This is a genomic window from Paenibacillus rhizovicinus (assembly GCF_010365285.1).
Classification (GTDB): Bacteria; Bacillota; Bacilli; order Paenibacillales; family Paenibacillaceae; genus Paenibacillus_Z; species Paenibacillus_Z rhizovicinus.
On the sequence record NZ_CP048286.1, the window covers coordinates 2,115,722 to 2,139,966 of the forward strand.

16 protein-coding genes are annotated in these 24,245 nt (G+C 58.0%); 2 read left to right on the top strand and 14 right to left on the bottom strand.

The window, feature by feature from the left end:
• Positions 1-70 precede the first annotated feature (70 nt).
• Genes GZH47_RS09700 through GZH47_RS09710 form a run of 3 tightly spaced genes read right to left on the bottom strand, consistent with a single transcriptional unit; the run spans position 71 to position 5,341 of the window.
• A complete protein-coding gene (locus GZH47_RS09700; RefSeq protein WP_162639910.1) occupies positions 71-1,741 on the bottom strand; it encodes a response regulator in 1,671 nt (556 codons plus the stop codon).
• A 37-nt stretch (positions 1,742-1,778) separates the two neighbouring features.
• Positions 1,779-3,503: a sensor histidine kinase gene (locus GZH47_RS09705; RefSeq protein ID WP_162639911.1), complete on the bottom strand. Its 1,725-nt coding sequence runs from the start codon at positions 3,501-3,503 to the stop codon at positions 1,779-1,781.
• Entirely contained in the window at positions 3,500-5,341 is a 1,842-nt protein-coding gene (locus GZH47_RS09710) for an extracellular solute-binding protein (protein ID WP_162639912.1), read from the bottom strand. The genes GZH47_RS09705 and GZH47_RS09710 overlap by 4 nt, the downstream gene beginning before the upstream one ends.
• 201 nt (positions 5,342-5,542) lie before the next feature.
• Between GZH47_RS09710 and GZH47_RS09715 the strand changes: the two genes are divergently transcribed.
• Complete coding sequence (locus tag GZH47_RS09715) at positions 5,543-7,426, top strand: heparinase II/III domain-containing protein (protein WP_162639913.1); 1,884 nt, start codon at positions 5,543-5,545, stop codon at positions 7,424-7,426.
• A gap of 210 nt (positions 7,427-7,636) precedes the next feature.
• On the opposite strand, the gene GZH47_RS09720 is transcribed toward GZH47_RS09715, so the two are convergent.
• Positions 7,637-8,017, bottom strand: a complete 381-nt coding sequence (locus GZH47_RS09720) for a hypothetical protein (protein ID WP_162639914.1) — start codon at positions 8,015-8,017, stop codon at positions 7,637-7,639.
• Positions 8,018-8,471: 454 nt separating this feature from the next.
• On the opposite strand from GZH47_RS09720, the gene GZH47_RS09725 reads away from it, so the two are divergent.
• Complete coding sequence (locus tag GZH47_RS09725; protein ID WP_162639915.1) at positions 8,472-8,672, top strand: hypothetical protein; 201 nt, start codon at positions 8,472-8,474, stop codon at positions 8,670-8,672.
• Between the two features lie 349 nt (positions 8,673-9,021).
• Here the strand turns inward: GZH47_RS09725 and GZH47_RS09730 are convergent, their stop codons facing one another.
• From GZH47_RS09730 to GZH47_RS09775, 10 genes are all read right to left on the bottom strand, one after another.
• Positions 9,022-11,235 carry a beta-galactosidase gene (locus GZH47_RS09730; protein ID WP_162639916.1) on the bottom strand — a complete coding sequence of 738 codons (2,214 nt, stop codon included), beginning with the start codon at positions 11,233-11,235 and terminating at the stop codon, positions 9,022-9,024.
• Between the two features lie 45 nt (positions 11,236-11,280).
• Complete coding sequence (locus GZH47_RS09735; RefSeq protein ID WP_162639917.1) at positions 11,281-12,546, bottom strand: hypothetical protein; 1,266 nt, start codon at positions 12,544-12,546, stop codon at positions 11,281-11,283.
• A gap of 34 nt (positions 12,547-12,580) precedes the next feature.
• The gene (locus GZH47_RS09740) at positions 12,581-13,537 is read right to left on the bottom strand and encodes a carbohydrate ABC transporter permease (protein ID WP_162639918.1); all 957 of its coding nucleotides are present in this window, start codon (positions 13,535-13,537) and stop codon (positions 12,581-12,583) included.
• 21 nt (positions 13,538-13,558) lie between these two features.
• The gene (locus tag GZH47_RS09745; protein WP_318653420.1) at positions 13,559-14,485 is read right to left on the bottom strand and encodes a carbohydrate ABC transporter permease; all 927 of its coding nucleotides are present in this window, start codon (positions 14,483-14,485) and stop codon (positions 13,559-13,561) included.
• Positions 14,482-17,094 carry a DUF5696 domain-containing protein gene (locus GZH47_RS09750; protein ID WP_162639919.1) on the bottom strand — a complete coding sequence of 871 codons (2,613 nt, stop codon included), beginning with the start codon at positions 17,092-17,094 and terminating at the stop codon, positions 14,482-14,484. The genes GZH47_RS09745 and GZH47_RS09750 overlap by 4 nt, the downstream gene beginning before the upstream one ends.
• A gap of 45 nt (positions 17,095-17,139) precedes the next feature.
• Positions 17,140-17,760 carry a Yip1 family protein gene (locus tag GZH47_RS09755; protein WP_162639920.1) on the bottom strand — a complete coding sequence of 207 codons (621 nt, stop codon included), beginning with the start codon at positions 17,758-17,760 and terminating at the stop codon, positions 17,140-17,142.
• Positions 17,753-19,234 (bottom strand): NHL repeat-containing protein, encoded by a 1,482-nt coding sequence (locus tag GZH47_RS09760; protein ID WP_162639921.1) that lies wholly within the window; start codon positions 19,232-19,234, stop codon positions 17,753-17,755. The genes GZH47_RS09755 and GZH47_RS09760 overlap by 8 nt, the downstream gene beginning before the upstream one ends.
• 96 nt (positions 19,235-19,330) lie before the next feature.
• Entirely contained in the window at positions 19,331-20,269 is a 939-nt protein-coding gene (locus GZH47_RS09765; RefSeq protein WP_225446421.1) for a carbohydrate ABC transporter permease, read from the bottom strand.
• A 3-nt stretch (positions 20,270-20,272) separates the two neighbouring features.
• Entirely contained in the window at positions 20,273-21,118 is an 846-nt protein-coding gene (locus tag GZH47_RS09770; RefSeq protein ID WP_162645161.1) for a carbohydrate ABC transporter permease, read from the bottom strand.
• Between the two features lie 63 nt (positions 21,119-21,181).
• The gene (locus GZH47_RS09775; RefSeq protein ID WP_225446422.1) at positions 21,182-24,115 is read right to left on the bottom strand and encodes an extracellular solute-binding protein; all 2,934 of its coding nucleotides are present in this window, start codon (positions 24,113-24,115) and stop codon (positions 21,182-21,184) included.
• Between the last annotated feature and the right edge of the window lie 130 nt (positions 24,116-24,245).

The following is a 24,245-nucleotide window of genomic DNA, read 5'->3' on the forward strand; positions in this document are numbered from 1 at the left end:
TGTCTCTCTCTACTCTAGTATACCACGAAACGGCCGTCGCCTACCAAACTGCGCACCCGCTAACATACGACTAGCGATCCCGGTACTCCTGCGGCGTCAGGCCAAAGTGCTTCTTGAACACTTTGGTGAAATACGTATTCTCGAACCCGATCAGACGCGCGACTTTGTATATTTTCTCGCTGGTTTGCTTCAGCATCGCCGCCGCTTTATCCATCCGCACCCGGTGCAAATATTCGGTCAGCGTCTCGTCGGTTTCCAGCTTGTAGATCTTGGACAGATACACCGGGTGAAGATGAACGTGATCGGCAAGCGTCTGTAAGGACACGTCATCCGACAGATGTTCGAAAATATAATGATGCACCTTGGCGATGATGGAAGCCCGCGCGGTGCGGATCTGCTTCTCCATGTCCGAGCGCATGATGCGCAGCACGCCTTCCGCCCAATGCTTCAGCTGCGCAAGCGAAGGATACTCGTCCTGCTTCGAGGCCGGCAGCTCCGGATGGCGGCTCAGCAAGCCGGCGAGCAGCCGCCCGTTCTTATGCGATACGTATGCGAACGAGGCGGATAAGCTGTGATACACCTCCGCGACATGCTCCCGCGATTCGGCAAACTGGCGCTGCACCTCATCGAAGATCAGAGCCAGCTTCTCCTCGGCATCGTCCCATTTGCCCGCTTCGAGCAGCTGCATCAGATTCGGCGTGCGGTACAAATGATCGAGCGAACCGGTCTCGATCGACGCCACCTCGTCGCTCCCGCCTCCCATGGCGAACAGAATGCCTTGGTCGCTGCCCGCCCGATGGCGCATGAGCGTCAAATTCGTCTCGTGCAGCCCGCGAATGTCCGCGGGAAACCGGCCGGGCCTGCTGACGATGATGGAGATTTTTCCTTTCAGGTAGGACAAGACGTTCTTCTGCAGTTGGTTGGCCAAGCGCTCCATTACGAGCTGTTCGTCCGTTAAGCGCTTCGGCACGGCTGCATTCGAAATCGCGACCGCCGCCGGCATATCGGTCTCGCCGGTTCGCAGCGGTTTCAGCGCCACCACGAGATAATCGTTCGGATCGGAAGTCATCCATGTGCAGAATTGCTTGCCGAAGATTTCCGCGGTCATATTGCCGATGGCGAATTCGAACAGACTGAGGCTGCCGGGGTCGTACGCCGCGAACCCTTCCTCGATGCGGATGAGCATGAGAAACAACGCATCCCCTTCCGCGAACGGAATTTCAAGATGCTTCAGCTTCTCTTCCAGGCGGCTGCGGTCCGCATATTTGCCGATCAGCAAATCGTACAGCGCATTGTTGCGGAGAAGCGGCAAATGCTCGCGCAGCGTCTCCTTCATCTTCTGAGCGGAATTGACGCCGTCCCATTCCTGCCGCAGCCGCTCCTGAATCTTGCGCACCGTCCGCATCACCGTATCTCCGCTAACCGGCTTCAGCAGAAAATCCTCCGCCTCGGCCCTGATCGCATCCTGCGCATACTGAAACTCCCCGTGTCCGGACAAAATGACCGTCTTCACGCCGCTCCAGCGGCGCTTGATTTCCTGAATCAGCTCCAGCCCGCTCATGCCAGGCATGCGAATATCGGAAATGACGATATCGATCGGATGCCGCTTCAGAATTTCCAGCGCCTCGAACCCGTTCTCCGCCCGGTAGATGTTCTCCACATCCAGTTCCCGCCAAGGAATCGTTAGCTCCAGGCCGTCCAGCACGGATAGTTCATCGTCCACGATCAGAAGCTGAAACATGACTCATTCCTCCTCGTGCTAGATTTCGTTACATCGTTTACGCGTACTTCCAAGTCAGCACGACCCGCAGGCCGCCCGATTCCGCGTGTTCATACGTTACGCCGGCACCCGCGCCGAATTTAAGCATCAGCCGCTGGTTGACGTTCCAAACGCCGTACCCGGTTCCGCTCGTGACCGGTTCCGACAGCCTGCGGGTCAGCTCCGCCATCCGTTCCGCCGTCAGCCCGACGCCGCTGTCTTCAACGGCAATTCTCGCCGTGCTTCCCGTCAGACTGCCCGTAATCCGGATCTCGCCGCCGCCGAGCTTCGGCTCGATGCCATGGATGACGGAGTTCTCCACGATCGGCTGGAGCAGCAGACGGGGAATTTCCAGCTCGTGCATCGCCTCCGGAATATCGATGACGAATTGAATCCGGCGCATCCGCAAGGTCTGTATGTTCAAGTAATTCTCGATCAAGCCGATCTCTTCCGACAGCGTGGCGTCCGATCGCTCCAGACGGGTCGTGTATTTGAAATAATCGCCGAGGCTGACCGCCATCTGCTCTGCCGCCTCGTCCTTGCCCAGCCGGACCATATTGACGATAAAATACAGGCAGTTATAGAGAAAATGTGGATTGATTTGCGATTGGAGCTGCTTGAACTGCGCATCCCGGGCGGTTAACTGCTCGCGATACACGTGCTGGATCAAATCCCCGATCTGAGACGACATTTCGTTAAACCGTTGGAACAAAAACTCGAATTCCGTCCCGGACCGGATTTCGATGCGTGCCGAGAAATCGCCGCGTTTGATTCGCTGCAAGCTGCGCATCAGCTCCTTCATCGGAATTTGCACATTGCGGTACAGCAGGAATACGGCGGCAATAGCCAATAAGAGCAGCAGGCCGCTGGAGATGTAGAACATCCGGTTGCTCGTCTTGATAGGACGGAGCACCTGCTCCATCGGAACGTAATCGACGAGCGTCCAGCCAAGGGCCGCGTTGCGGATGCTGTTGACCAGATACGAGCGGCCGCCGATATCGAATTGGAACGAGAGCTGATCCTGCGCCGGCCGGTTCGACAGCTCGCGCATGACATCGTAGGCCAGCCCTTGGTCCACCGTGCTGTTGGCGATGAGCCCGTTCTTGCCGTCGGACAGAAACGGATCGCTTCTTCCCGCTCCCTTGTATTCGTCCAGCATCCGGACGAGATTGGAGCTCGAGAACCGGATTTCCACGATATTGTTCGCCTGCAGCGGATTCGCGTAAGCCGAGTAAGGACTGACGGCGTAATAATAGAAATCGTAACCGCTGCCGATTGCTCCCGACTTCGGCCACGCTTTCCATAGCTTGTCGACCCGGTTCGCAATATAGCGGCCGTCGAAAGCGATTTCAGGACCAGGCGAAACGACTTGCCCGCTCGCGGGGAAATAGACGGCCAGGTCGGTCGGCCATTCCGTCGTATTGCTCTGCACGGCGATCCGCTCCTGCAGTTCGCTCTTGAACTGGAGCATGTCGAAATGCGATTTGAAGCTGTCCGGCGAGTTGAGCGTAGCGAGCGACGGATCGCCGCTGAGGCGCATTGCGCTAAGCGACAAGTGGATCACTTGCGTATTGAGCCGATTTTGCAAGTACGTCAGGCGACTGATCAACGATTTGCGAATTTCATCCTTGACGACGTTCTCCGAGACGCGATTGGAATAGCTGTAAAGCATCAGGATGGGCACGAGCAGCAGCAGGATAACGAGCGCGATTTTGTGGAAGATGGTCAGGCGCATCGGATTCATTTGTCCCCGCTCGACGTTTCCGTGACGGATTTGTACCACTGTCTGACTTCGCTCGTGATTTGGGCGCCGCCCGACTCGTACCAGTTGTTCACGAAATCGTCGAAGGCGCTGAGCGGAACGTCGCCGTACATAATCTTCGTGAACGCGGTCTGCTCCATCTTGGCCAGATTCTGCCACTTGTCCTTCATCGTAGGTGTCGGCGCGCCCGTAAACAATTCGTCGATCGTATGCTCGTGCTGGCTGACGACGATGCTGGCTGCCTCCATCTGGTTCATCGAACTGTGGCTCAGCAATTTCTCGAACGGCGTCGTCGGTTTCTTGCCGTTATAGAGCTCGGCAAGCGTCGGAATGAATGCCGATGGGATACGCGGCGGCATCGTCGGGAAATATTTCAGCGGATCCACATACCCGCCGGGAATGCGGTCCGACTCGTAAACCGGCTGCCCGTCGATCATGGCATAGTCGTAGCCGTTCGCGAACCCGTATTGGAACTCGTCGCCTTCCTTCGGGTCGTTAAGCTGATCGTAGAGATAGTTTTCCATTGTAAAGTAAATTTCGGGATGCTTCATGTTCTTGCTGATCAGCGTTACCATCGTGTGGGTGCCTTCGCTCTTCTGCATCAGCTTGCCGCCCGGTCCGGTCGGCAGCGGGTACGGCTTGACGACGGCGTTCGGCGACAGCTTCTTCACATCCTGAAGCGGCCAGTCGTACAGCCAGGTCGGTCCCATGGCCATCCCCGCCTTGCCGGAGACGAACAGCTCCGCGGCCTTCATCTCGTCATGGAGCGCCACTTCTTGATGGAAATAGCCTTTGCCGATCCATTCCTTGAACTTCGCCAGCGCTCCTTTGATCTCCGGGCGTACGGAGCCGTAGACGATATTGCCAAGCTCGTCTCTCTCCCAGGTTTGGGGGATGGCCCCGAAGGCGCCGAACAGCGGTCCGGCACCGATCCAGGCGTTATAATTCGAACGAAGCGATAGCGCTAAACCGTACGTATCTTTCTCACCGTTCCCGTCGGGATCCTCATTGACGAAGGCATCCATCACCCGTTCCAGTTCATCGATCGTGGACGGAGCGCGCAAATGCAGCTTATCGAGCCAGTCCTGGCGGATCCAGAGCGCGTCGTCATGCTGCATCGTATATTGAATGCTGGGGATGCCGTAGGGTTTGCCGTTCCTAATATAGGGCAGCCAGGCGCCGGGCGCTTCGTCCATCGCCTTCTTGTACGTGTCGGAGGCGTAGTCATCGAATAATTCGCCTACCGCCCGGAATTTGCCGGAGTCGATCAGATCCTGGGCCAGCTCCCCTGACACCTCCAAGACGTCGGGAAGCGGCTCGTTAGCCGTGAGCGCCAGCATCAGCTTCGTCCGGTAGGCGTCGTTCGTTGTCGGCGTCGTCCACAAATAACGAATGTTGATGCCCAGCCGCTCCTTCGCCCATCGGGTGAATACATTATCTTCGATCGTTTCGCCGTTCTTGAATTTCACCGAATCGTCGAGCGATTTGACGACCGTCATCGTCACTTCGGGCTTGTATTTGCCGTCTTTCATCGCGAGCTTCCCAGGCGCGTCTTCGGCATTGCTGCCGCCGCCGTCCGCTGCGATGCCGCCCGGTCCTTCCGTTTCCTGGCTGCAAGCCGCGGTCGCTCCCGTCAGCAGCAGGGCAAGCATCACGGACACGAATGGTCTTCTCCAGTCAGCCTTCATTTCGGTTCCCCCTTCGAAATTACCGTAACCTTCCATTATGCGGGTGATGGTTGCAATCAAGAACCTCTGGAATCGAGCCGGGGCTTCTTTCTCTTCGTCATTCGCCAGGTAAAAAAATGTAATTATCCCCATTATCAAGGAAGCCTCCTGGACAACATATTGCAAAATTTCAATCTTTATTGTCTTTCCTTAGCTTCTTTCACCTCCCGGCGCAGTCCGCGTTCAACCGCGTAAAGTGGATATCAAATGACAACGGAAGATAAAATATTCGTCTATCTCCCCGTCTCCTCCTCCGCTATAATTCATTCCAAACCTAATTAAGGAGGCTGCTTCATGCTATCCCAGAAATTCGACGGGCTTGTTGCGCAGGGCGTGCTTCTTGCTCCAGCGGCATTCAGCCCCATTCCTTCGGCGCAGGACCGGGAGCGATGGTCGAGCGTTCCGGAAGCCTTATCCGAGAAGTGGATCCAATTCGCGGCTTTGCACGGCGACTATAGCTGGCCCTCATTGCCGGCGGCCAAATACGCGGCGTTCAAGCGCGAAGGCGATCTGCTCGCCTACTTGAACCTGCACTGGGAGCGCAGAAGCATTCTGGGCGCTTACGTGCTGGCCGAATGTTTGGAAGGCCAAGGACGCTACCTGGACCGCATCCTGGACGGGATATTCGCAATCTGCGAAGAAACGACCTGGGTCGTGCCGCATCACAATTCGCATATCAGGCACAACGAGCAGGAGATATTGCACGATAACGCCGACCATGAAGTGGAGCTGGCCAGTTCCCAGACCGGCGCGCTGCTGGCATGGACCTGGTACCTGCTCGGCGAGCGGCTGGACGGCATAAGCGTGCGCATCGGCGAACGCATCCGGCGCGAGGTGCGCGAACGGCTCGTTCGTCCGTATCTGGATCGGGACGATTACTGGTGGATGGGTTTTGCGAAAGCCGCCCACGTCAACAACTGGAATCCGTGGTGCAACAACAACATGCTGCCCGTGTTTCTGCTGCTGGAGGATGATCCCGAGACGAGAAACCAGGGAATCCGCAAAATCATGCGCAGCCTCGACGAGTTTCTGAAACGTTATCCGCAGGACGGCTGCTGCGAAGAAGGACCTATGTATTGGGGAGCTTCCGGAGGCGGCTTGTTCCAATGCCTGGACATGCTGTACATGGCTTCGGGCGGCGCCATTGACATCTTCGATGAACCGCTCGTGCAGGATATCGGCCGGTTTATATACAAGGTGCATATCGACGGCAATTATTTCGTCGATTTCGCGGACGGCGATGCCAAGGTTTCCGTCGGCGTCGCGCCGCTCGGCTTCGGACAGCGGATCGGCGATGCCCGCCTGGAGAACCTTGGCCGCATGGCCGAGCCCGCCGTGCCGCGGCTGCTTAACTGGTTCGGCGCCTATCCGGCCTTGTCCGAATTGTTTACGCCGGCGGACAAGCCGGCATCGGCAGCGCCTGCTTCGGCGGTACCGGCATCCCATGTGCGGGAAGCTTGGCTGCCGTACAGCCAAGTCTTGACGGCGCGCGAGACGGACGGCACGGCCGAAGGACTGTTCATCGCGGCCAAAGGCGGAAGCAACCACGAACCGCATAACCATAACGATGTCGGCAATTTTATCGTTTATGCGGACGGGCGGCCCGTCTTGATCGATCTGGGCACGGAGAATTACAAAGCGCAGACCTTCAGTGCCGAACGCTATGAATTGTGGTATTTGAAATCGTCCTATCACAATCTCCCTACCATCGACGGGATCGTTCAACGGGCCGGCGAGGCGTACCGCGCAAGCGGCGTTTCCAGCAGATTGACCGACGAGACGGCCGAGCTTGCGCTCGACATTGCCGGCGCTTATCCGGCGGAAGCCGGCATCGCTTCCTGGCGGCGTACTTGCAGGCTCGTTCGGGGATCCGGCGCCCGCGTGGAAATCATCGATGATTACGCGTTCGAGCAGGAGCCCGGCGGAATCGACTACAGCCTGATAACCCCTTGCCGTCCGGATCTGTCGGAGCCGGGTCGAATCGAGCTTGGCTATGCGGATCATAAACGCGTCGTTATCGCGTACGATGCCGCCCTCGAAGCCCGCAGCGAAGTCATCGTACTGGAGGACGATCGCTTGAAGGGCAACTGGGGCGAACAGGTCTATCGCGTCGTGCTGTCCGAGAGAACCCCTGGCCGAAACGGCGTCCGCGCCTTGACGATGACGATTGAGAAGTAGCCGCCTCCGCAGCGGTTACGGTCGGTTTGTTGCCGGTCAACGCACGCGAGTGCCGGCTGTTAAAATGACAAGAACCTCAGGTTCCGCTAAAGCAGCGGATGCCTGAGGTTCTTTCGCGTAGTTCAAGGGCGGCGCCTGGTTGCCGCTGATAGAAAAGGGTCAACAGACCTGCGGAGCAGGCCTCTTAGAAACATAATTCAGAGCGATTTGTTATCCACGTGAACCATTGCTGCCGCGCGAGCCGTTGCTGCCGCGCGAGCCGTTGCTGCCGCGCGAGCCGTTGCTGCCACGCGAGCCATTGCTGCCGCGCGAACCGTTGCTGCCGCGCGAGCCGTTGCTGCCTTGCGGGTCATCTCTTCCTGGCTGGCCGCCGCCGCTTTGCGGGTCGGTTCTTCCTGGCGCGCCGCCGGTGCCGCGCGAGCCGTTGCTGCCGTTCGAGCCATTGCTGCCTTGCCATTGCCACCAGCCATCACTATTGTTATACCATCCGCTGTTGCCATACGCAGCCTGGTTACCACGCGAGCCGTGACTGCTGCGCGAACCTTTGCTGCCATGCGAGCCTTTGCTGCCCTGCGAATCGTTACAAGCCATACCAATCAACTCCCTGTCTTGGACTCTCTATAAAATATGCAGCAAATCTATCGAATGCTATTCCTGCCGGCATATTTACTAGAGAAAGGGCTAAGTGGAGGCGCATGAACAGGGTCTGGGTTGTCACCAGGGCATATCGCAGGATATTTTTTACAATTCACGGTGCCAATCGGACGATCTTGCTGTACACTTCTACTAGGAATTTCGATAGTTTGTGGCTTCTATTGCAATGTAGTTCATGTTGAAACGGGGATCCCTGCATGAGTAAACTTTATTTTTATGGCATTCTTGCCGTCATTGGCCTATTCGCTCTTTTCTACTTAATCGTGAAGGTTAAGGGACAGAACCTCAAAACAATTCGGATCGAATCATCATCCAGAGCATCGGAAACGAATCAGATCATTTTGTACATGCTTTAAGCGAATTATATGGAATTGAAGGCACTTCTTCTAGGATGAAACAAGAAATTACGTTCACCAGCGTCGTTCTCGAAGGTAACAGCAAGTCCTCCAAGATTAAACTTTTCTATAATGATGAAACTGAAGAGAATTATGCCGAGTGCTACCTCAATATTGATCTCCCTAACAAGAAAGTCGAATGGTTCGAGAAGGATCCGGAGTATCGTGAAGCATTATTGCGTGCGTTATCAGCGTAACGAATCCCAGCAGCCTTATACGCGTTAAAAACGGTCATTTCGAGCGCTATCGAATCCTAATGACGCTATCTGCTTCATTCTAACCGATTCTCGCCTATTTTCACGTTCTTCCGCATCCATAAGCGCTCCTGGATTCGTTAGCCTGGGAACTGCTGCAGAAACGCCAGAATAACGCCATCTGAGTTCGTTACGTTCTATAGCTCGGCAAAATAACATTCTCCATAGGCCGCATCGTGAAGCGTCACCCTCTGATTCAGGTAGAATATTTTCCGGCAGTTGAAAGAGGACCTCATCCACGTATCCGTGGAATTGAGGTCCTCTTTCTTGCGCCTGCAGGCGGCTGGTAATTTTACTTCAGCACCAGCACCGCGTTAGGCTGCAGCGTAACGCGTCCCTGCTTGGCTTCGCCCGAGAGCAGATCCTCGTACGCGTCATCCAGCACCAGCCCGGCTTCATGCGCGTTATGATTAATCACGAAACGATATTGACCAGCCTCTCCCCCGCGGGTAACGACTTCGACGCCGGCATCGATGATGCCGAACGGCGCACGTACGCCGCTGTCTTCGCATATGCCCGACAGCAGCAGGCGGAGCGCGTTCGCATCCGGCTCGGTGCCGAGGTAATAGGCGCGCCCGCTGCCGTAATCGTTCACGGTCGCCGCGGCGCTGCCGGCGTAATAGTCGTCCTCGAACAGCAGCAGCGGCTTCGCCTCGTTCAATTCGATTACATCATACCAGGCGGAGGCACGATATTCGGCAGCACTTTCGTTCGCTCTCACTCCTGTATCTTCGCCCGCGCTCGAGCCTGCCCCTGCTTCCACACCTGCACTTACACTTGCACCTGCACTTGCGCCTACACTCGCACCTGCACTTACACTTGCACCTACACCTACACCTACACCTACACCTGCACCCGTGCTTGCACTCGCACCTATACTAGCACTAGCACCAGCTCCTACGCCTGCCCCTACACCCGCCGCCTCCACGAAGCGGACATGATTCTCTTCGCCCGCCATAAGCACGCCGTAATCCTCGATTTCGATGCCGAGCAGCTCCTTGTACGGGCCGGGCAGCTTCGTCGCCAGCATGCGGTTGTCCCAGTGCTTCGCGCCTGCGCGATAGTCCATAACGACGCGGCCGCCGGAGCGCACGTAGGCGTAAATTTTCTCCTGGACATGCTCGTTCGACATCATCAGATTCGGCAGCACGACCAGCTTGTAACGGGAGAAATCCGCGTTCGGAGAGATCAGATCCGTCTCGATCGAATGCTCGTGAAAGAACCGGTAATAGGCTTTCAAATGCTGCAGGTAGCTGTACCCTTCCATTTGCGGCTGGATATCGAACACCCAGTCGTTGTCGTAGCAGCGGACGATCGCGACATCCGGCCGGTTGACGGTACCCGCGAGCAGCGAGCCGATCCGCGCCAGCTCCTCGCCCGTTTGCCGCACCTCGGCGTATTTCCGTCCCGGCTCGCCGTGATGCTGCAGAATGCCGTGCCAGAATTCCTCCAGCGCGAACGTCAGCGTCCGCCAGCGGAAATAGATCAACGCGTCCGCGCCGTGCGCCAGCGCCTGGAACGTCCATCTGCGCAGCTCGCCTGGCTTCGGCGTCCGTTTCAGGACATTCCCGCCCGGGGTGCCGCTCTGCAGCTCCGTTACCCAGAAATTGCGCATTTTGGCTCCGCGCGAAATATCGAAATGCAGCGCCGGATAGGCGCTCGTAATCCGGTTGTCCGGCGGGAAGTTCGGATACACGTCCAGCGAGACGAAATCGAGGTCGGCGGACAAGTCGTAATAATCGATCTCGTTGAACTCGCCCATTTCGTTCGTCGATATCGGCTGATGCGGCGCGATGCCGCGGATGATATCGACCTGCAGCTTCTGGAAGCCGCGAATCGACTCCGAGCAGTAGCGATAATAATCCAGCTTCAGCGACGGATTGTGCAGCTGGTGAGTCGAATAGGCCGGCAGATGAACCTGCTCCCACGATTGGAAAGTTTGGCTGGAGAAGATCGTCCCCCACGCCTCGTTCAGCGCGTCGATCGTCCCGTACCGGGCCTCCAGCCATTGTTGGAAGCCGGCCAGCGTCTCGTCGTTATAACCCCGCGTCGTATCGGCTACGCCGAACTCGTTGTCGATCTGCCAGGCGACGACGTTCGGATGGTCCTTGTAATGCTCCGCCATCGCCGTCACGATCCGCCGGACGTAACGCTGATAATTGACGTTGTCGTAGCAGTAATGCCTGCGCGTGCCGAAGCCCTTCGCCCGCCCGAACAGATCGCGCTGGTAGATATCCGGGTATTGGTCGACGAGCCATTTGGGCGGCGCCGCGGTCGGCGTGCCCAGCATCACGCGGATGCCGTTCGCCTGCATCAGATCGACTGCTTTGTCCAGCCAGGAGAAATCGTATTCGCCTTCGCGCGGTTCGAGCCGCATCCAGGCAAACTCCGCCATCCGGACGATATTGATATGCGCTTCCCGCATCAACCGCGCATCCTTCGGCCAACGCTCCTCCGGCCAATGCTCCGGATAATAACAAGCCCCGAACAAAATACCGTTACTCATGTCGCTATCCACTCCCCGATTCGAATTCCGCTGTCTCTGCCTCTATTACAGCTTCCCCTGCAGCTTCTCTGCCAGAATAGCACGGTGCGTGTCGCGCACCGCTTCCGTAAATTCCGTCCACGGCCGGTCTTCCTTATCGTATAAGCCGTAGTTGCCGATCAAGCCTTGACGGTCCCAGAAATCATATAAAGAAAACCAGTGCGTGCCGACCATGTACGGCAGCTCGGCCGCTTGGGTAACGAAGGCGCGGTAGCACTCGCCCCGCCGCTTCTGGTCGCGGACGTTGACGAGCTGCGCGCCGTTCGTCACGAGGTCGAATCCGGCGCTCTGCCCGCAGCAGAAGCTGAATTCCGTCACCATCATCGGCTTGCCCGTCATCTCGTGCGCCCGCTGCAGCCATTGGACCGGCAGCTCGAAGGCATAGAAATTGATCGACATGACGTCTGCGTATTTCCCCATTGCCTTCAGCACCGTATCCGGCGTGCTCGTGCCGACGACGCGGCAGCCGAGGATCAGATGATGCCGGTCGTACTTCCGCAGCGCTTCCGTCGTCGTACTGAAATACAGCTCGGCGATGATCGCCAGGAAAGCCGTCTTATCCGCGAGATAGACGGCCTCGGCCGCCCGGTACTGCTTCAGCCAGCTCAGCTCCCCGAAACTGCCGTACTCCGCTCCCCACCCTTCGTTCAACGATTCAATCGTCTTATATCGCTCTTCCAGAAAGGCAATCCAGGCCTGTTTGCCGCAAGCGTCGGGAGGCAGCTTGATATAATCCTCCACGAGATTCGTCCTGTTCGTTCCTTGGCCGGGATCGTCCATGCCCCATTGTCCGCCGCTGCCCCACCAATGGAGCTCGTTATCGGTATACAAGCCGATCACCGACCGGTCCTCGGCGAGATTCAGCGCTGCGTCGCCGAAAGCTTCGGCGGCCGCCCGTTCGCAGGAGTCGCGGAAGCTCGGATCGAATACGTCGGGAAACCCGTATCCGCCCCAGCCGTTATTGGCCATCTTGGCGTATCGCGAGCAGCGGACCTCATAGGTGCGCGGCAGCCCTGTATCGAAGAAATACCGGTCATGCCAAGCGGCCATCGTGTTGAAGCCGAGCTCCCACACTTCCTCCCGCTTCTCTTCGGCCCAGCGCGCATGCCAGCCCTCTCCGCCGTATTTTCCGCTCAGCTTCTCCTCCATCGGGATGCCGATTCCGTGATTGAAGCAATTCACCCCCAGCGAATAGAACGGTGCGCCGTTCCCGTCGACAAGCTGCCAACGGCCGTTCTGCTGGCTTACCGTAAAATAACCGGAATATGTCATCTCGTATGGTTCCTCCCCGAAATCGATGCAGGCGTCAGCCGATCAGGCCGGTGCGCTCGACGCTTTCCACGAAATATTTTTGCACGAACAAATACATGACGATAAGCGGCAGCATGACGAACAAGACCGCGACGTCCTTCAGCATCGACACCTGGTACGGATCGAAGCCGAGCAGGTTGGCGTCGCCGATCAGCACCTTCTGGATGTACGGATCGATTCTGCCGAGCTTAATGGACAGCAGATCCATGTTGCCCATGTACATGTTCGTGAAGAACGTGTCGTTCCACTGCCAGACGAACGTAAACAGCATGACGGTAATGAGCGCCGGGATCGCGTTCGGCAGCCCGATCTGCAGAAACGTACGGCCGATTCCCGCTCCGTCGACGAAAGCGGCCTCTTCCAGTTCCTTCGGCAGGCTGCGGAAGAACTGGCGGAAGATGTAAATGAACAAGCCGGATTTCAAGCCCATCCCCGTAAACGAAGAGATGATGAGCGGCCAGTAGGTGTCGAGCATGTTGATGCCGCTGTGCCCGGACAGCAGATGGAAGAGGCCGAACAGGTCGAAGCTCTTGAACTGCATGTAGAGCGGCACCATGATCGTCTGCGGCGGCACGAGAATCGTGAAGATGACGAACGAGAAGAGGACATTGATCCCTCTGAACTTCAGCTTCGCGAAGGCATATCCTGCGAGGGCGCAAATACAGGTCTGGATGACCATTACGCCCCCCGACAGCAGGATGGAATTCAGCAGCGTATGCCAATAATCGAGCACGTTCATGACGATTCTGATGTTCATCATCGTGTAATGCTCCGGAACCCAGACGACGTTCATGTTATAGATGTCGACCGGGTCTTTGAACAGCTCGCTCGCTTTCTGCAAAATCGGATACACGATAACGAACGACAGTCCGGTGATCAGCACGTTGCGAACGGCGACCCATAGCCAATCCTTGAGCCGGTTCATGAGCAGCTGCAGCCGATGCGCATTCATGGCAGCCTTCACTCCTTTGCGTTAGTCGTAATAGAACACGCGCTTGGAAACGGTATAAGCGATGAGGAGCAGCATGAGGCCCTCCACGATAAAATACATCCAGGACATCGCCGCGCTCAGGCCGAAATTCATGTCCGTGAACGCCGTTTTATAAGCCAGCTTGGTCAGGCTGTTGTCCGCGAAGCTGTCGATGACCGTATAGATGACATTGGTCAGGATCAGCGGGCTCACCATCGGAAACGTCACTTTCCAGAAGATCTCGTAACCCGTCGCGCCTTCGATCTTCGACGCTTCGTACAAGGACGGGGATATGGACTGCAAGCCGGCCAGGAAAATCAAGATTTGCACGCCGGACGAGCTGATAATCTCGTAGATGCGGTCAACGGCGTTCGATAGATAATCGGTGAGCGCCTGGCTCATCCCGGCATCGACCAGCATGCCCTTCAGCTCGAGGCTTTGCGACAGCCCGGAGCCGGACAGTCCGGTAACTTCCGGATCGAGATTCGTGCCGTACGTCATCCCGTTCATCACGGTGGACATGATGCTCTGCGTCGAGATGTCGTGGATAATGCCGGACGCCAGAATGACGGGCAGGAAGAACACCGCTCTGGCAATCGCCCGGCCGCGAAACTTCTGGTTCAGCAGCGTCGCCGCAAACAGACTGAAGAACAGAATGAGCGGCACGTTAACCGCCATGTTCACGACCGATTCGGTCAGCACGCGGTTAAATTCGGCATGCTCGGTCAGCGCGTACTTGTAATTGCCGAAGCCGCCGTACATGACTTTATATCCGCCCGCGGCCAGCATCTCCAGTTTCCCGAGGCTGAACCGGAAGGAGGCGATGAGCGGGATGGCGAACAGCAGCAGGAAGCCAAGCATCCACGGCGATAGGAAGAGGACGCCGTACCATTTCTTCTGCTGCTCGAAGGACAGCTGTTTGCGCATCATGGCCGTTCACCGCCCGTCACGTAGCCTTGGGCCGGAATGGTCGTGCCATCCACGGTCGCCGGCGCATCGTTGTAGTTGACTGTTACATGCTTTCCGTTACCGTACGTCGTCCGGAACACGCCTTCAGCCAATTGCCGATGGTCCGTAATCGGAAGCGTCCGTACGTCGCCCAGCACCGCCGTTACTTCGCGGTACATCTCCGCCGCCTCCTTCAGCCAATCGGAATACAGCGTCGCGTAATAGTGATCGAACTCCGTATCCTTCACTTTCGACGGCGGCGAATACGACCATTGGAAATAGACGTTTGCGCCCGTTTCCAGCAGCTTCAGCTCGTACTTGCGCAAATCTCCGCCAAGCGTCATGTTGGCCGGATCCCCGGCATAATCGACGTAGCCATGCAGCGCCATCTCGTAGAAAGGAACGCTGCGATCGGTAATTTGGTAGCCGCTGCTGCTCGTAGGCGCGCCGACGACGCTCTTGAAATACGGCACCAGCGCGGCATTGCCGCCTTCGACCAGCAGATCGGGGAACTCTTTGGCCAGCGTCTGCGCCTGCGTCCGGATGACGGTCGCGGCTTCCTGACGGTCGACCATGTTCGACTTGCGGAAGTCGGAGTTGATCAAGTCGCCCAGATCGCCGGCAGACAGTCCGGTCACCCCGTAATCGGCATAAGCATTGGCGAACCGGGTCACGATGCCAGGCAGCTTCGCAGGCGTCACGATGTAATAAGGCGACGCATTGCCGTTCTGTCTGCCCGTCGCTCTTACGTACGGATAGCGCTCCGCCGTCTTCTGATTCAGGAACAAGGATGCATTCCGGTTCTGGCCGAACAGGCCCTTGTCGCCATATGCATGAAGCAGCGAGACGTCCGGGTAGAACGCGACATGCTGTTCCTTCAAATACGCGGCCAGCGCATTGAAGCCGCTCTTCCCGCCGGCAGCCTTATCCGGCTTGATCGAGGTCGGCGCCTTCTGCAGCATGCCGCCGTTAAACCAGCCGACATAGCGAAGCTTGATGTCGTCCACGTTGACGGCTTTCAGCTTCTGCACGATCTCCTGCGCCTGATCGAAGGTCGTGAGCGGCTCCGATTTGCGGTAACGGATGCCGAGGAACGAGGCCTTCTTCGGCACCGAGCCGAGCAGCTCCAGGAAGAACGGCGTATGGCCGTTATCGGCGAGCGGCTTCATGCCTGCCTGGTCGATCAGGTACTGCCGGTACCGGCTGGCCATGCCGGAATACGTCGCGTCGGCCCCCGACATGAACGCATAGCGGATGACGACGTCGCCCTGATTCATCTTCGACTGGAAGACGGGAATGCTGTTCGAGAACCAGCCTGCGGTCAGGCTGATCTCATCCATCGCCATCGCCGTGAAGCTGGCATGCACTTGATTATAGGAATGCTGCCTGCCGCCGACGTCCGCTTCCACGTTCGCCATCGCGTCCCCCTGCTCGACGATGCCGAGCATCGCCATGTCGCCCTGCTTCATGCCGAATACCGGCATCCGCGCCTGCGCCGAGTGGGGTCCCTCGCTTCGCTCGTCGAACGTCATGTCGCTGCCGTAGATCGGCGTCGCGAACGGAGCGGCGGACGTCTTCCGGTTGTTCAGATCGATCAGCGCGCCCGAACCGTCCGGCACCAGCATATAGCCCTGCGCTTTCGAATCTGCGGCGCCGAAGAATTCTAGCAGCGATACTTTCTGAATCGGGAATTCCTTCGTCTGGGTCATCTTCGACAACGGCATCGTCACGAGCAGATTATCTCCGTCGAGCGAATACTGAAGCGTCGCCTTGAAAGCGACCTTCGGCGGAATGATTACCCCGTTGTCGCGGTTATCCCGGTCAAAGTCGTCCGCCGTGTACCCGATGCCGACCAGCGTCTCGAGCATCGATTTCACGCGGTCCTTAGACAAGTTGTTCCACAGCTCGTAATAACCCGCTTCCTTGACGAGGCGGTAGGCTTCATTGAATTTCTTCCGTACGGCCTCATCGGCGATCTTTGGCAGAATCTCCTTCTCGAACCGGCTGATCCCGAATCGTTTCGGCGCAGCCAGCTCTGCGGAAACATCGCCGATCACGTAATCGACGGTCACTTTCCCGTCCGCGATCTGAATATCGAACTGATTCCTGGCGATGCTCTCGTTGTAATTGTCGATAAAGCCGACCTTCCCGTCGCCGGTGTAATAATTCATGGATAGTTGCGAGCCGAGCCTTCCCTTGACGAATGCCTCGGCGAGCGGATCTTCCTGTCTCCCCGGCGGATTCGAATACCAGATGTCGCCGCTGTCGCGAACTTTGACCGCGACCTCCGTCGTCTTCCGATTCACGTACAACGACAGCCGGTCGTTCTGCGCCGCCAGCTCCATGCCCGGCACGCTCCCGTCCTGCGGCAGCGCGGCCTTCGCGGACGAAACCGCCGTGTCCGCCGTGTCCGCCGCGGCCGTCGTTGCGGTTGTCGTTGCGGCTGCCGCTCTGGCCGGAGCGGGGTCCGCCTTCTCCGCCGCCTGCGTCTCCGCGGCTTGCGTAACCGCCGCGCCCGAGCGGACAACCGTGAGCGAGACGGCAGCGATCGCGAGCGACGCGCACACTAGCAACAGTATCTTCTTCCTCATATGCGCCCTCCCGAGAGCGTTCCGTCCAACCGCCGCAAGCGCGGTTTACGACCGAAACGCGAGTTCCCTGTAAATCGTGTAAACGAAGCCGAACATTTGCTGCAGCAAGTTGAAGAACAGCATGCCGATGAAGATGATGATGCCGCAGACGATCAGCGACAGCCCCATCGTCACGATGGTTTTGCTGACGGAATACTGATGCACCGTCATCGTGCCGATGAAGAGCAGCCAGACGATCCAAGCGACGGCCAGGCCGTCGAAGAAATAATAAAAGGCGCTCTCCTGCAGCGTCACGATATTGCTGAACGCCGTCTGCACGAAGTAGAGCAGCGCCATCGGCAGCAGCGCGTAGCCGACCGCCCGGATGATCTCGACGAACTTGCCCTCGCCTTCCATCAAGGTGGTCGTCGACCAATTGGCGACGCACCAGAGGAAGAACGGCAGCACGACGTTCCGCAGCTGATCCATGCTGTTCAATTCATCCAGCTTGTTCCCGTTGACGAGGAAGCCGGCGAACTGCATTTTGACGATCACGGCGATAACGAGCAGCGCCAGTACCGAGAGTGCGGCCGACGTGCGGCCTTGGCCCTCGTATTTCATATCCCAGAAGCCCTTGAACGGATGGAAGATGACATAGAACGCGAAACCCAGCTGCTCCTTAACCATCTAACCCGATACCCCCTTTCCCGTCGCTTCTGCGCCATTTCCTCTTCCCGTAGCGCAGCACCTTCGGCCCGAGCCAGAGCAGGACGAGCAGCGGAACGAGAACCGACATGACCGGCGTGAAATAGCGGCGGGCCTGCTGTTTGCGCTCCAACTGAAACGCTTTCGAATAATAGGTACGATCCATGCCGAGCTTGAAATACCGCATCGCATCCCGATAGTTGCCTTCCCGCAGAAACGACTTGCCGATGCCGTCATAGGCCAGCTCGTAGTTGCCGTCCACGCGCAGCACTTGGTTCCACCAGCCGCGCGCTTCTTCCTCCTTGCCGTCGTCATGCAGCGCGACCGCCTTATTGACGGCTTCGCCGAACGGCGTCGGCTTGAACAGCGTAATCAGCGACTGATCGCGGTCCAGCACCAGAATGTCGTCGCCCAAGGAATCGATCGCCGCCGGCGTCCGGAACGTTCCGGCCTGCTCCCCCCGCTGACCGAAGACATAGAGCAGATGCCCTTCCTCGTCATAGGTGAAAATCCGGCCTTTGCGCGTATCCAGCGCATGGTAGATGCCATGTTCGCCGGCCGAGATGTCCGTGAATTGCGATTCTTCGTCTACCCGGTGCTGGACGTCCCCGATCGGCGGCACGGCGCCGTTCGCTTTCAAAATATTAATGCCCGTCGGATTCAGCTTCTGAATCGGCGCGGCCGACTTGGTTTGGGTCGTCACGTAGATAAAACCGTTCCCGTCGATTTCGAGGTTGTTGAATTCCGTCGGAATAAACTGAATCATTTTGTCCCGCTGCGCCTTCGTCGACACTTCCTTCCAGAACAAATCCACCGGATTAAACGACACTCGCGGCGCGCCCATGAACGCATTGAAGGTACCGGTCATATCGAATTCCATCATCCCGTCGGTCACGCCGCGGCCGATGACGTACATCCGATTCGCCCGGTCGAGCGCTACCTTGATCGGCGCATAGCGGAAGTCCGCCGGCAGGATTTCGGATTTGGGCGGCCCGATGACGCGGACGAGCATGCCAGCCCCGTCCAGCTCGACAATACGCCCGTTGTCCGTGTCCGCGACATAGATATGGCCGGAGCTCGTCACGAAGATGCCCTGCGGATTGTTGAACGTATCCTGCTTTCCGCCGTTCGCGAAGCCTTTGATTTCGTGCTCGAGCTTGAACTGCTCGTTCAGCACGAGGATGCGGTTGTTGCCGCTGTCCAGCACGTAAATGCGGTTGTCCTTGCCGACGAACAGATCTCCCGGCAGTTTGAGCGCCCCCGCCCCGAGCGACACGCCGTCGATTACCGAGGACGGCAAGTAGGCGTTGGGCGATGGAACCGACTTCTGCCAGTACGAGTAGTTATAGCCTTCATACGGCTGGTCCGCTGCAGCAGCAGCCGGGCTGGCGACGAGCAGCGCGGCAGCGCCGATGCCGATAAGCAGGGACCTGGCCTTCAGTACGATCGTTCTCAATCGGTCTCCCCCCTAGCGATTTCTTCGAAAGCGCGGTTTAGCGGCGGCGGATGGCCGTTCCATCCGCATCCCGTGCGCTCCGAAGACGCCGGCCGCTCAATCCTTCATCCCTGAAGTGGCCATCGTTTGGATAATTTTGCTCTGCGAAAATAGAAAGAATAGAATCGGCACGCTCATGAGCAGCAGCGACACGGCCGCGGCGGCTCCCGTACGGGCGATACCGCCGAGAACGATCTGCGTCACCGCGTAATGAAGCGTCTTGAGCTGCTCGCTGTAGACGAAATTGCCGCCGTCGGTGCCCCACAGCATCTGGAACAACAGAATCGTAAGGGTCATCCAGGCCGGCTTGACGAGCGGCATGACGATCTGCCAGAAGATGCGGTAGTCGCTTGCGCCGTCGATCTTCGCCGCTTCGAGCAGCGAGTCGGGAATCATCTCCATGAACTGCTTCATCAGGTAGAGACCGAGCGGGTACGCGAACGCCGGCACGATAATCGATGCATACGAGTCGATCCACCCAAGCCAGGCCATCGTCATGTAGTTCGGAATCATCGTCACTTGCCCGGAGAACATCAGCGACAGCACGATCATCGTGAAGATCAAGTTCTTCCCTTTGAATTGATACTTGGCAAGCACGAACGCGGCCGCCGAGGCCAGAATGACATGGCCCACTGTACCGGCCAGCGTTATGAACACCGTATTGAAGACGTAGCGCGAGAACGGCACCCAAGAATTGGAGAGCAGGGAGAACAGATCTCCGAAATTGGTCAGCGTCGGATTGCGCACGAGAAATCTCGGCGGAAAGACGAAGATTTCGTCCAGCGGCTTAAAGGCGTTGTTAATCGAGAAAACGAGCGGCAACGCCATGAATGCGGCTACGGCGCAGAGCACGAGAAAGGCGATGGCATTGCCCCACCAGGAATGGTTGACCCTCTTTGCGCGCCGCAGCCTGAACAGCCTGAACAGGTTGGGCCGGCCTGCCGCGGAAGCGGCTTTTCCGGCCTTCGGCGCCCGCTCCAGCATCGTTTCGCTCATGCGTCACTCTCCTATTCTTCGCAGCAGTTTCTGCGTGAGTACATTCATCGTGATCATCATAATGAACAGCACCGTGGCGATCGCCGACGAATAGCCCATCTCGAAACGTACTGTTCCATAGTCCATCAGATGGGTGACAATCGTGTGCGCCGCGTAGTTGACGCTCGGAAATCCGGCCAGATTGATCGCGACGTCGGCCACGGCGAACGAGCTCGTGATTTGGATGACGGCGCCGAACATCAGCATCGGCCGCATCGCCGGCAGCGTGATATACCACAGCTCCTGCCAGCGGTTGCTGACGCCGTCGACCGCTCCCGCTTCGAACAGCGTCTTGTCGATGTTCTGCAGACCGGCGATAAAAGCGAGAAAGCTGGTGCCGAGGCTGAGCCACAGCTGGACGAGAATGATGATCGGCAAAATGTATTTCGGGTCGGTCAGCCACTGAATCGGCTCGACGATGACGCCGAGCTTCATCAGGAAGCCATTGATGTAGCCGTACGAATCGCCGGAGAACAGCAGCTGCCACATGAAGTAGATATTTCCGGAAATCGACGGCGCATAGAAGAGCAGCGTGAACAATGCGCGTACTTTCGGCTGCAGCCCGTTAATCAGCCACGCGAACAGGAAGCAGGCCATGTAGCTGAGAGGGCCTGTGATGACGGCGAAGATGAACGTGTTCTTGATCGCGATCAGGAAGACGTCGTCCTCCAGGAACAGCTGCTGGTAATTGTGCCAGCCGACCCATCGCGGAAATTCCAGCATGTTGAAATACGTGAAGCTGATAACCAGCGAGATGGCGACGGGCACAACCGTAAACAGAACGAACAGCAGCAAATAGGGGGCGAGCATCACATAGGCATGCTTGCTGCGATTGAACTCGGCCGCGGCTTTTGCGAACAAACGGTTTCCCCCCTAGTCCGGCAGCTTGAATTCGCTGCGCTTCAAACTGATTTCGTCGTTAATGGAACGCGTGTAATCGTACAGGGTTTCACGGGCGTTGGCGTTCTCGTTGACGACCTTACGGAAAGCGTTGTCGATCTGGCGGCCGGTGTAATAGCCTCCCGGCACCTCCGGAATCCCCTGCACCCACTCCCACTGCTCCTGCAAACTGCGGTAATCCTTCACCGGCCAAGGCAGCTCGGCCAGCGCTTCGGTATTCGCGGTCGGATAACGCGCCGCGGCCCCCATCAGGCCTTCCATTTCCCGGCCGAACCGGACCTGCGTATCCGTACTCGTCCACCATTTCATGAACGACCACGCGTTATCTTTGTGCGCCGCGTTGCCGGGCATCATGACCGACGTGCCGCTGCTGCCCTCGTCCCGCCGGATTTCGCCGCTTGCCGCCTTCGTGCCCGGAATCGGCGCGAAATCCCACAACCCGCGAATTTCAGGCGCGGATACGGTCAAATTGTTGTACAGCGTGTAATCGGCGATCCCGATCGGCATCTCGCCGGTCCGGAACCTGTTAGGGAAGTCGAACGTAAGCGGCATTCTGTAATTCGTATAAAACTCCGTCCACTGCCGGAACGAACGCATCGACGCCTCGGAATCCAGATCGCTCCGCTTGCCGCCATTCGCGTACAGCCGGCCATTCGACTGGAACAGCAGCGACGTATAGATCGCGTTCGGCGCCATCGACGGCATCCGGGCAAAGTTCTGCTCCAACGGCAGCTCGAATTGCATATTGTTCTTCTGCAGCACCGGGATCATGTCGTACACATCGTCCCACGTTTGCGGCACCTTCAGCCCCAGTTCATCGAGCACGTCCTTCCGGTAAAACAGCATGCCGAACGATTGCTGCTCCGGCAGCGCGTAGACGTTGTCGCCGTACCGGTAAGGCACCATGGCGCTGTCGCGGAAGCGCGAGGCCACTTGGGCGAAATCCTTAAATACGGTCAGATCCTGCGCGGCATTGCGCATCGCGAAGTTAACCGGCGTCTGGTTATCGATCTGCATCGCTACGTCCGGCCCTTCGCCTGCCAGCGTCGCAGGCAGCAGATTGCCCATCTGCACCAGCTTCAGGTCGACTTTGATGCCGGTTTCCGGCGTGAACGTGTCGTCGATCATCGACTTCAGCGCCTGCGCCTGATCGCGGCCCGTGCCGATCCATACCGTAACCGTCCCGCCTTGCTTGCCGTCGCCGGAGGACACGTCGCCGAGGCTGTTGTAATCCTCGAAGAAGGAATACAAGAATGCCTGGCTCTCGTGCTTCACCTTGGCCAGCCACGAAGCGTTCGCCTTCGGCAGCGTAACGTCCGTGCCCGCAAGCAGCAAATAATCGATATCGAGCGGCTGTTCGCGGACCGTAAGCAGCCAAGTGCCTAAGCTGCCGACGTTTACTTTGTACGTATCCAGCCGGTCTTGAATCGTATCCGGGCGCTTCGCCATGTCTTCCAGTTGATAAGCCGTCCGGTACAGCGCCGCTACCTGTTCGCTCTTCTCGCCGGTCAATTGCTCCAGTGCGTCTCCGATGCCGTACAGCAGCTTGCTCTGCGCATTGAATCTCGATACCAGTCCGGGAACTTGGCGATCGAGGTGATAGTCACGGTTCGGGTCGGGCGTCGAGCCGGTAATTTTGATGATGTCCCGGTACAGCGCGTTCAACTCCAGCACTGCGTTCTGCACGGCGCGGATCATCGGTGCCACGTCGCCGAGCGAAACTTCCAAACGAATCGTATGCTTGCCCTTCGCAAGCTTGAACAGATACGGGTCCTTGCTTCCGCCGAGAATGCCCATGCTCCAGTCCCGGTCGTACAGAAATCGGATTTCTTTCGCTTCCTGGAACGGAATCGTCCCGTCGATCGTCAATTTCCGAGTGGCGTACAAGCCGCGCAGCTCGTTCTGACGGCTCTTGAACGCGATCCGGTACAAGCCGTCCTCCGGCGCCTCGACATCCCATTCGATCCATTGGCCGGGCATGCGCCAGTTGTGTCCGCCGATCATGTTCATCCGGATTTTCGATACGTCGTACGGCTCCGTTGCCGGGCTTGAGCGGTCGTTCGAAGGATACAGCGTCGGGTCGGAGACGCGGACCGCTTGCTCCCCCTGCACTTTGACGAGCGCGTCCTTGACCGGCTTCAGGCCTTCCGACGCATACGCTTGGCTTGCTTCCGCGTACGTCGGCGTTGCCGGCTGCTGCATCAGCCTGATGTCCCCGATGACCATCGGCTCCCGCAGCGAGACGAACGTAATGGTATGCTTGCCTGCGGATAAGTGAAAATAAAACGGCTGCTCGTAAGAGCCTTCCGCATCTTTGACGATCGCTTGCTGCCACACCGGCTTCTCGATTTCCTGCGGCCGGATGTCGTTGCCGTTATCGTCGCGTTTGGCGATCGCGGACGCGCTCCCCCATACGCGGGAGAAGACGATGCTTCCCGCCTCGGTGAACGGCGCCTGGCCGTCGATCAGAATCTGTCGTTCGATGGCCGCGCTCTTGCCTTCAATCGGAAAGTAGTCGACCGCCATGTTATACAAGCCCGTTGCCGGTACGTCCACGTTCCAGGCGATCGAACCGGATTCGTCCGTCCATACCGCCTCGCCCTGCGCGCCTTCGTACTGCGGCATGACCTTCGCCTTCATATCGTTCGCGGAGGCATAGTCGCCGGCGGGAATCGTTACGCCCGCTTCCGGCTTAGGTTCATCCTTGAATGCCGCGAGGTAGGCTGCGTAGCTCCCCTTCTGCGGCTTGCCGGCCAACGCTTCGTCCATGACGGAGGCATCGCCCGCGGCGAACACGCGGTCTGACTTTCCTTGCTGAACCGCCCTGTACAACGGCACGGCGACAGCTATCGCCACAATAGCCGACAGCCCATATATGGCCGGCCTTCTCCAACGTCCGTAAGGCACTCGCCGTCCCTCCTTTCAACGTCCCCGCAATGCCGGAAACAATCGCCCCGGAATTCCGTTTCCTGCCTGAGCCTTCAGGGAAGACCAGGCGGGAATTCCGGGTGCGACTGTTCGCGATTTCCATTGCGGA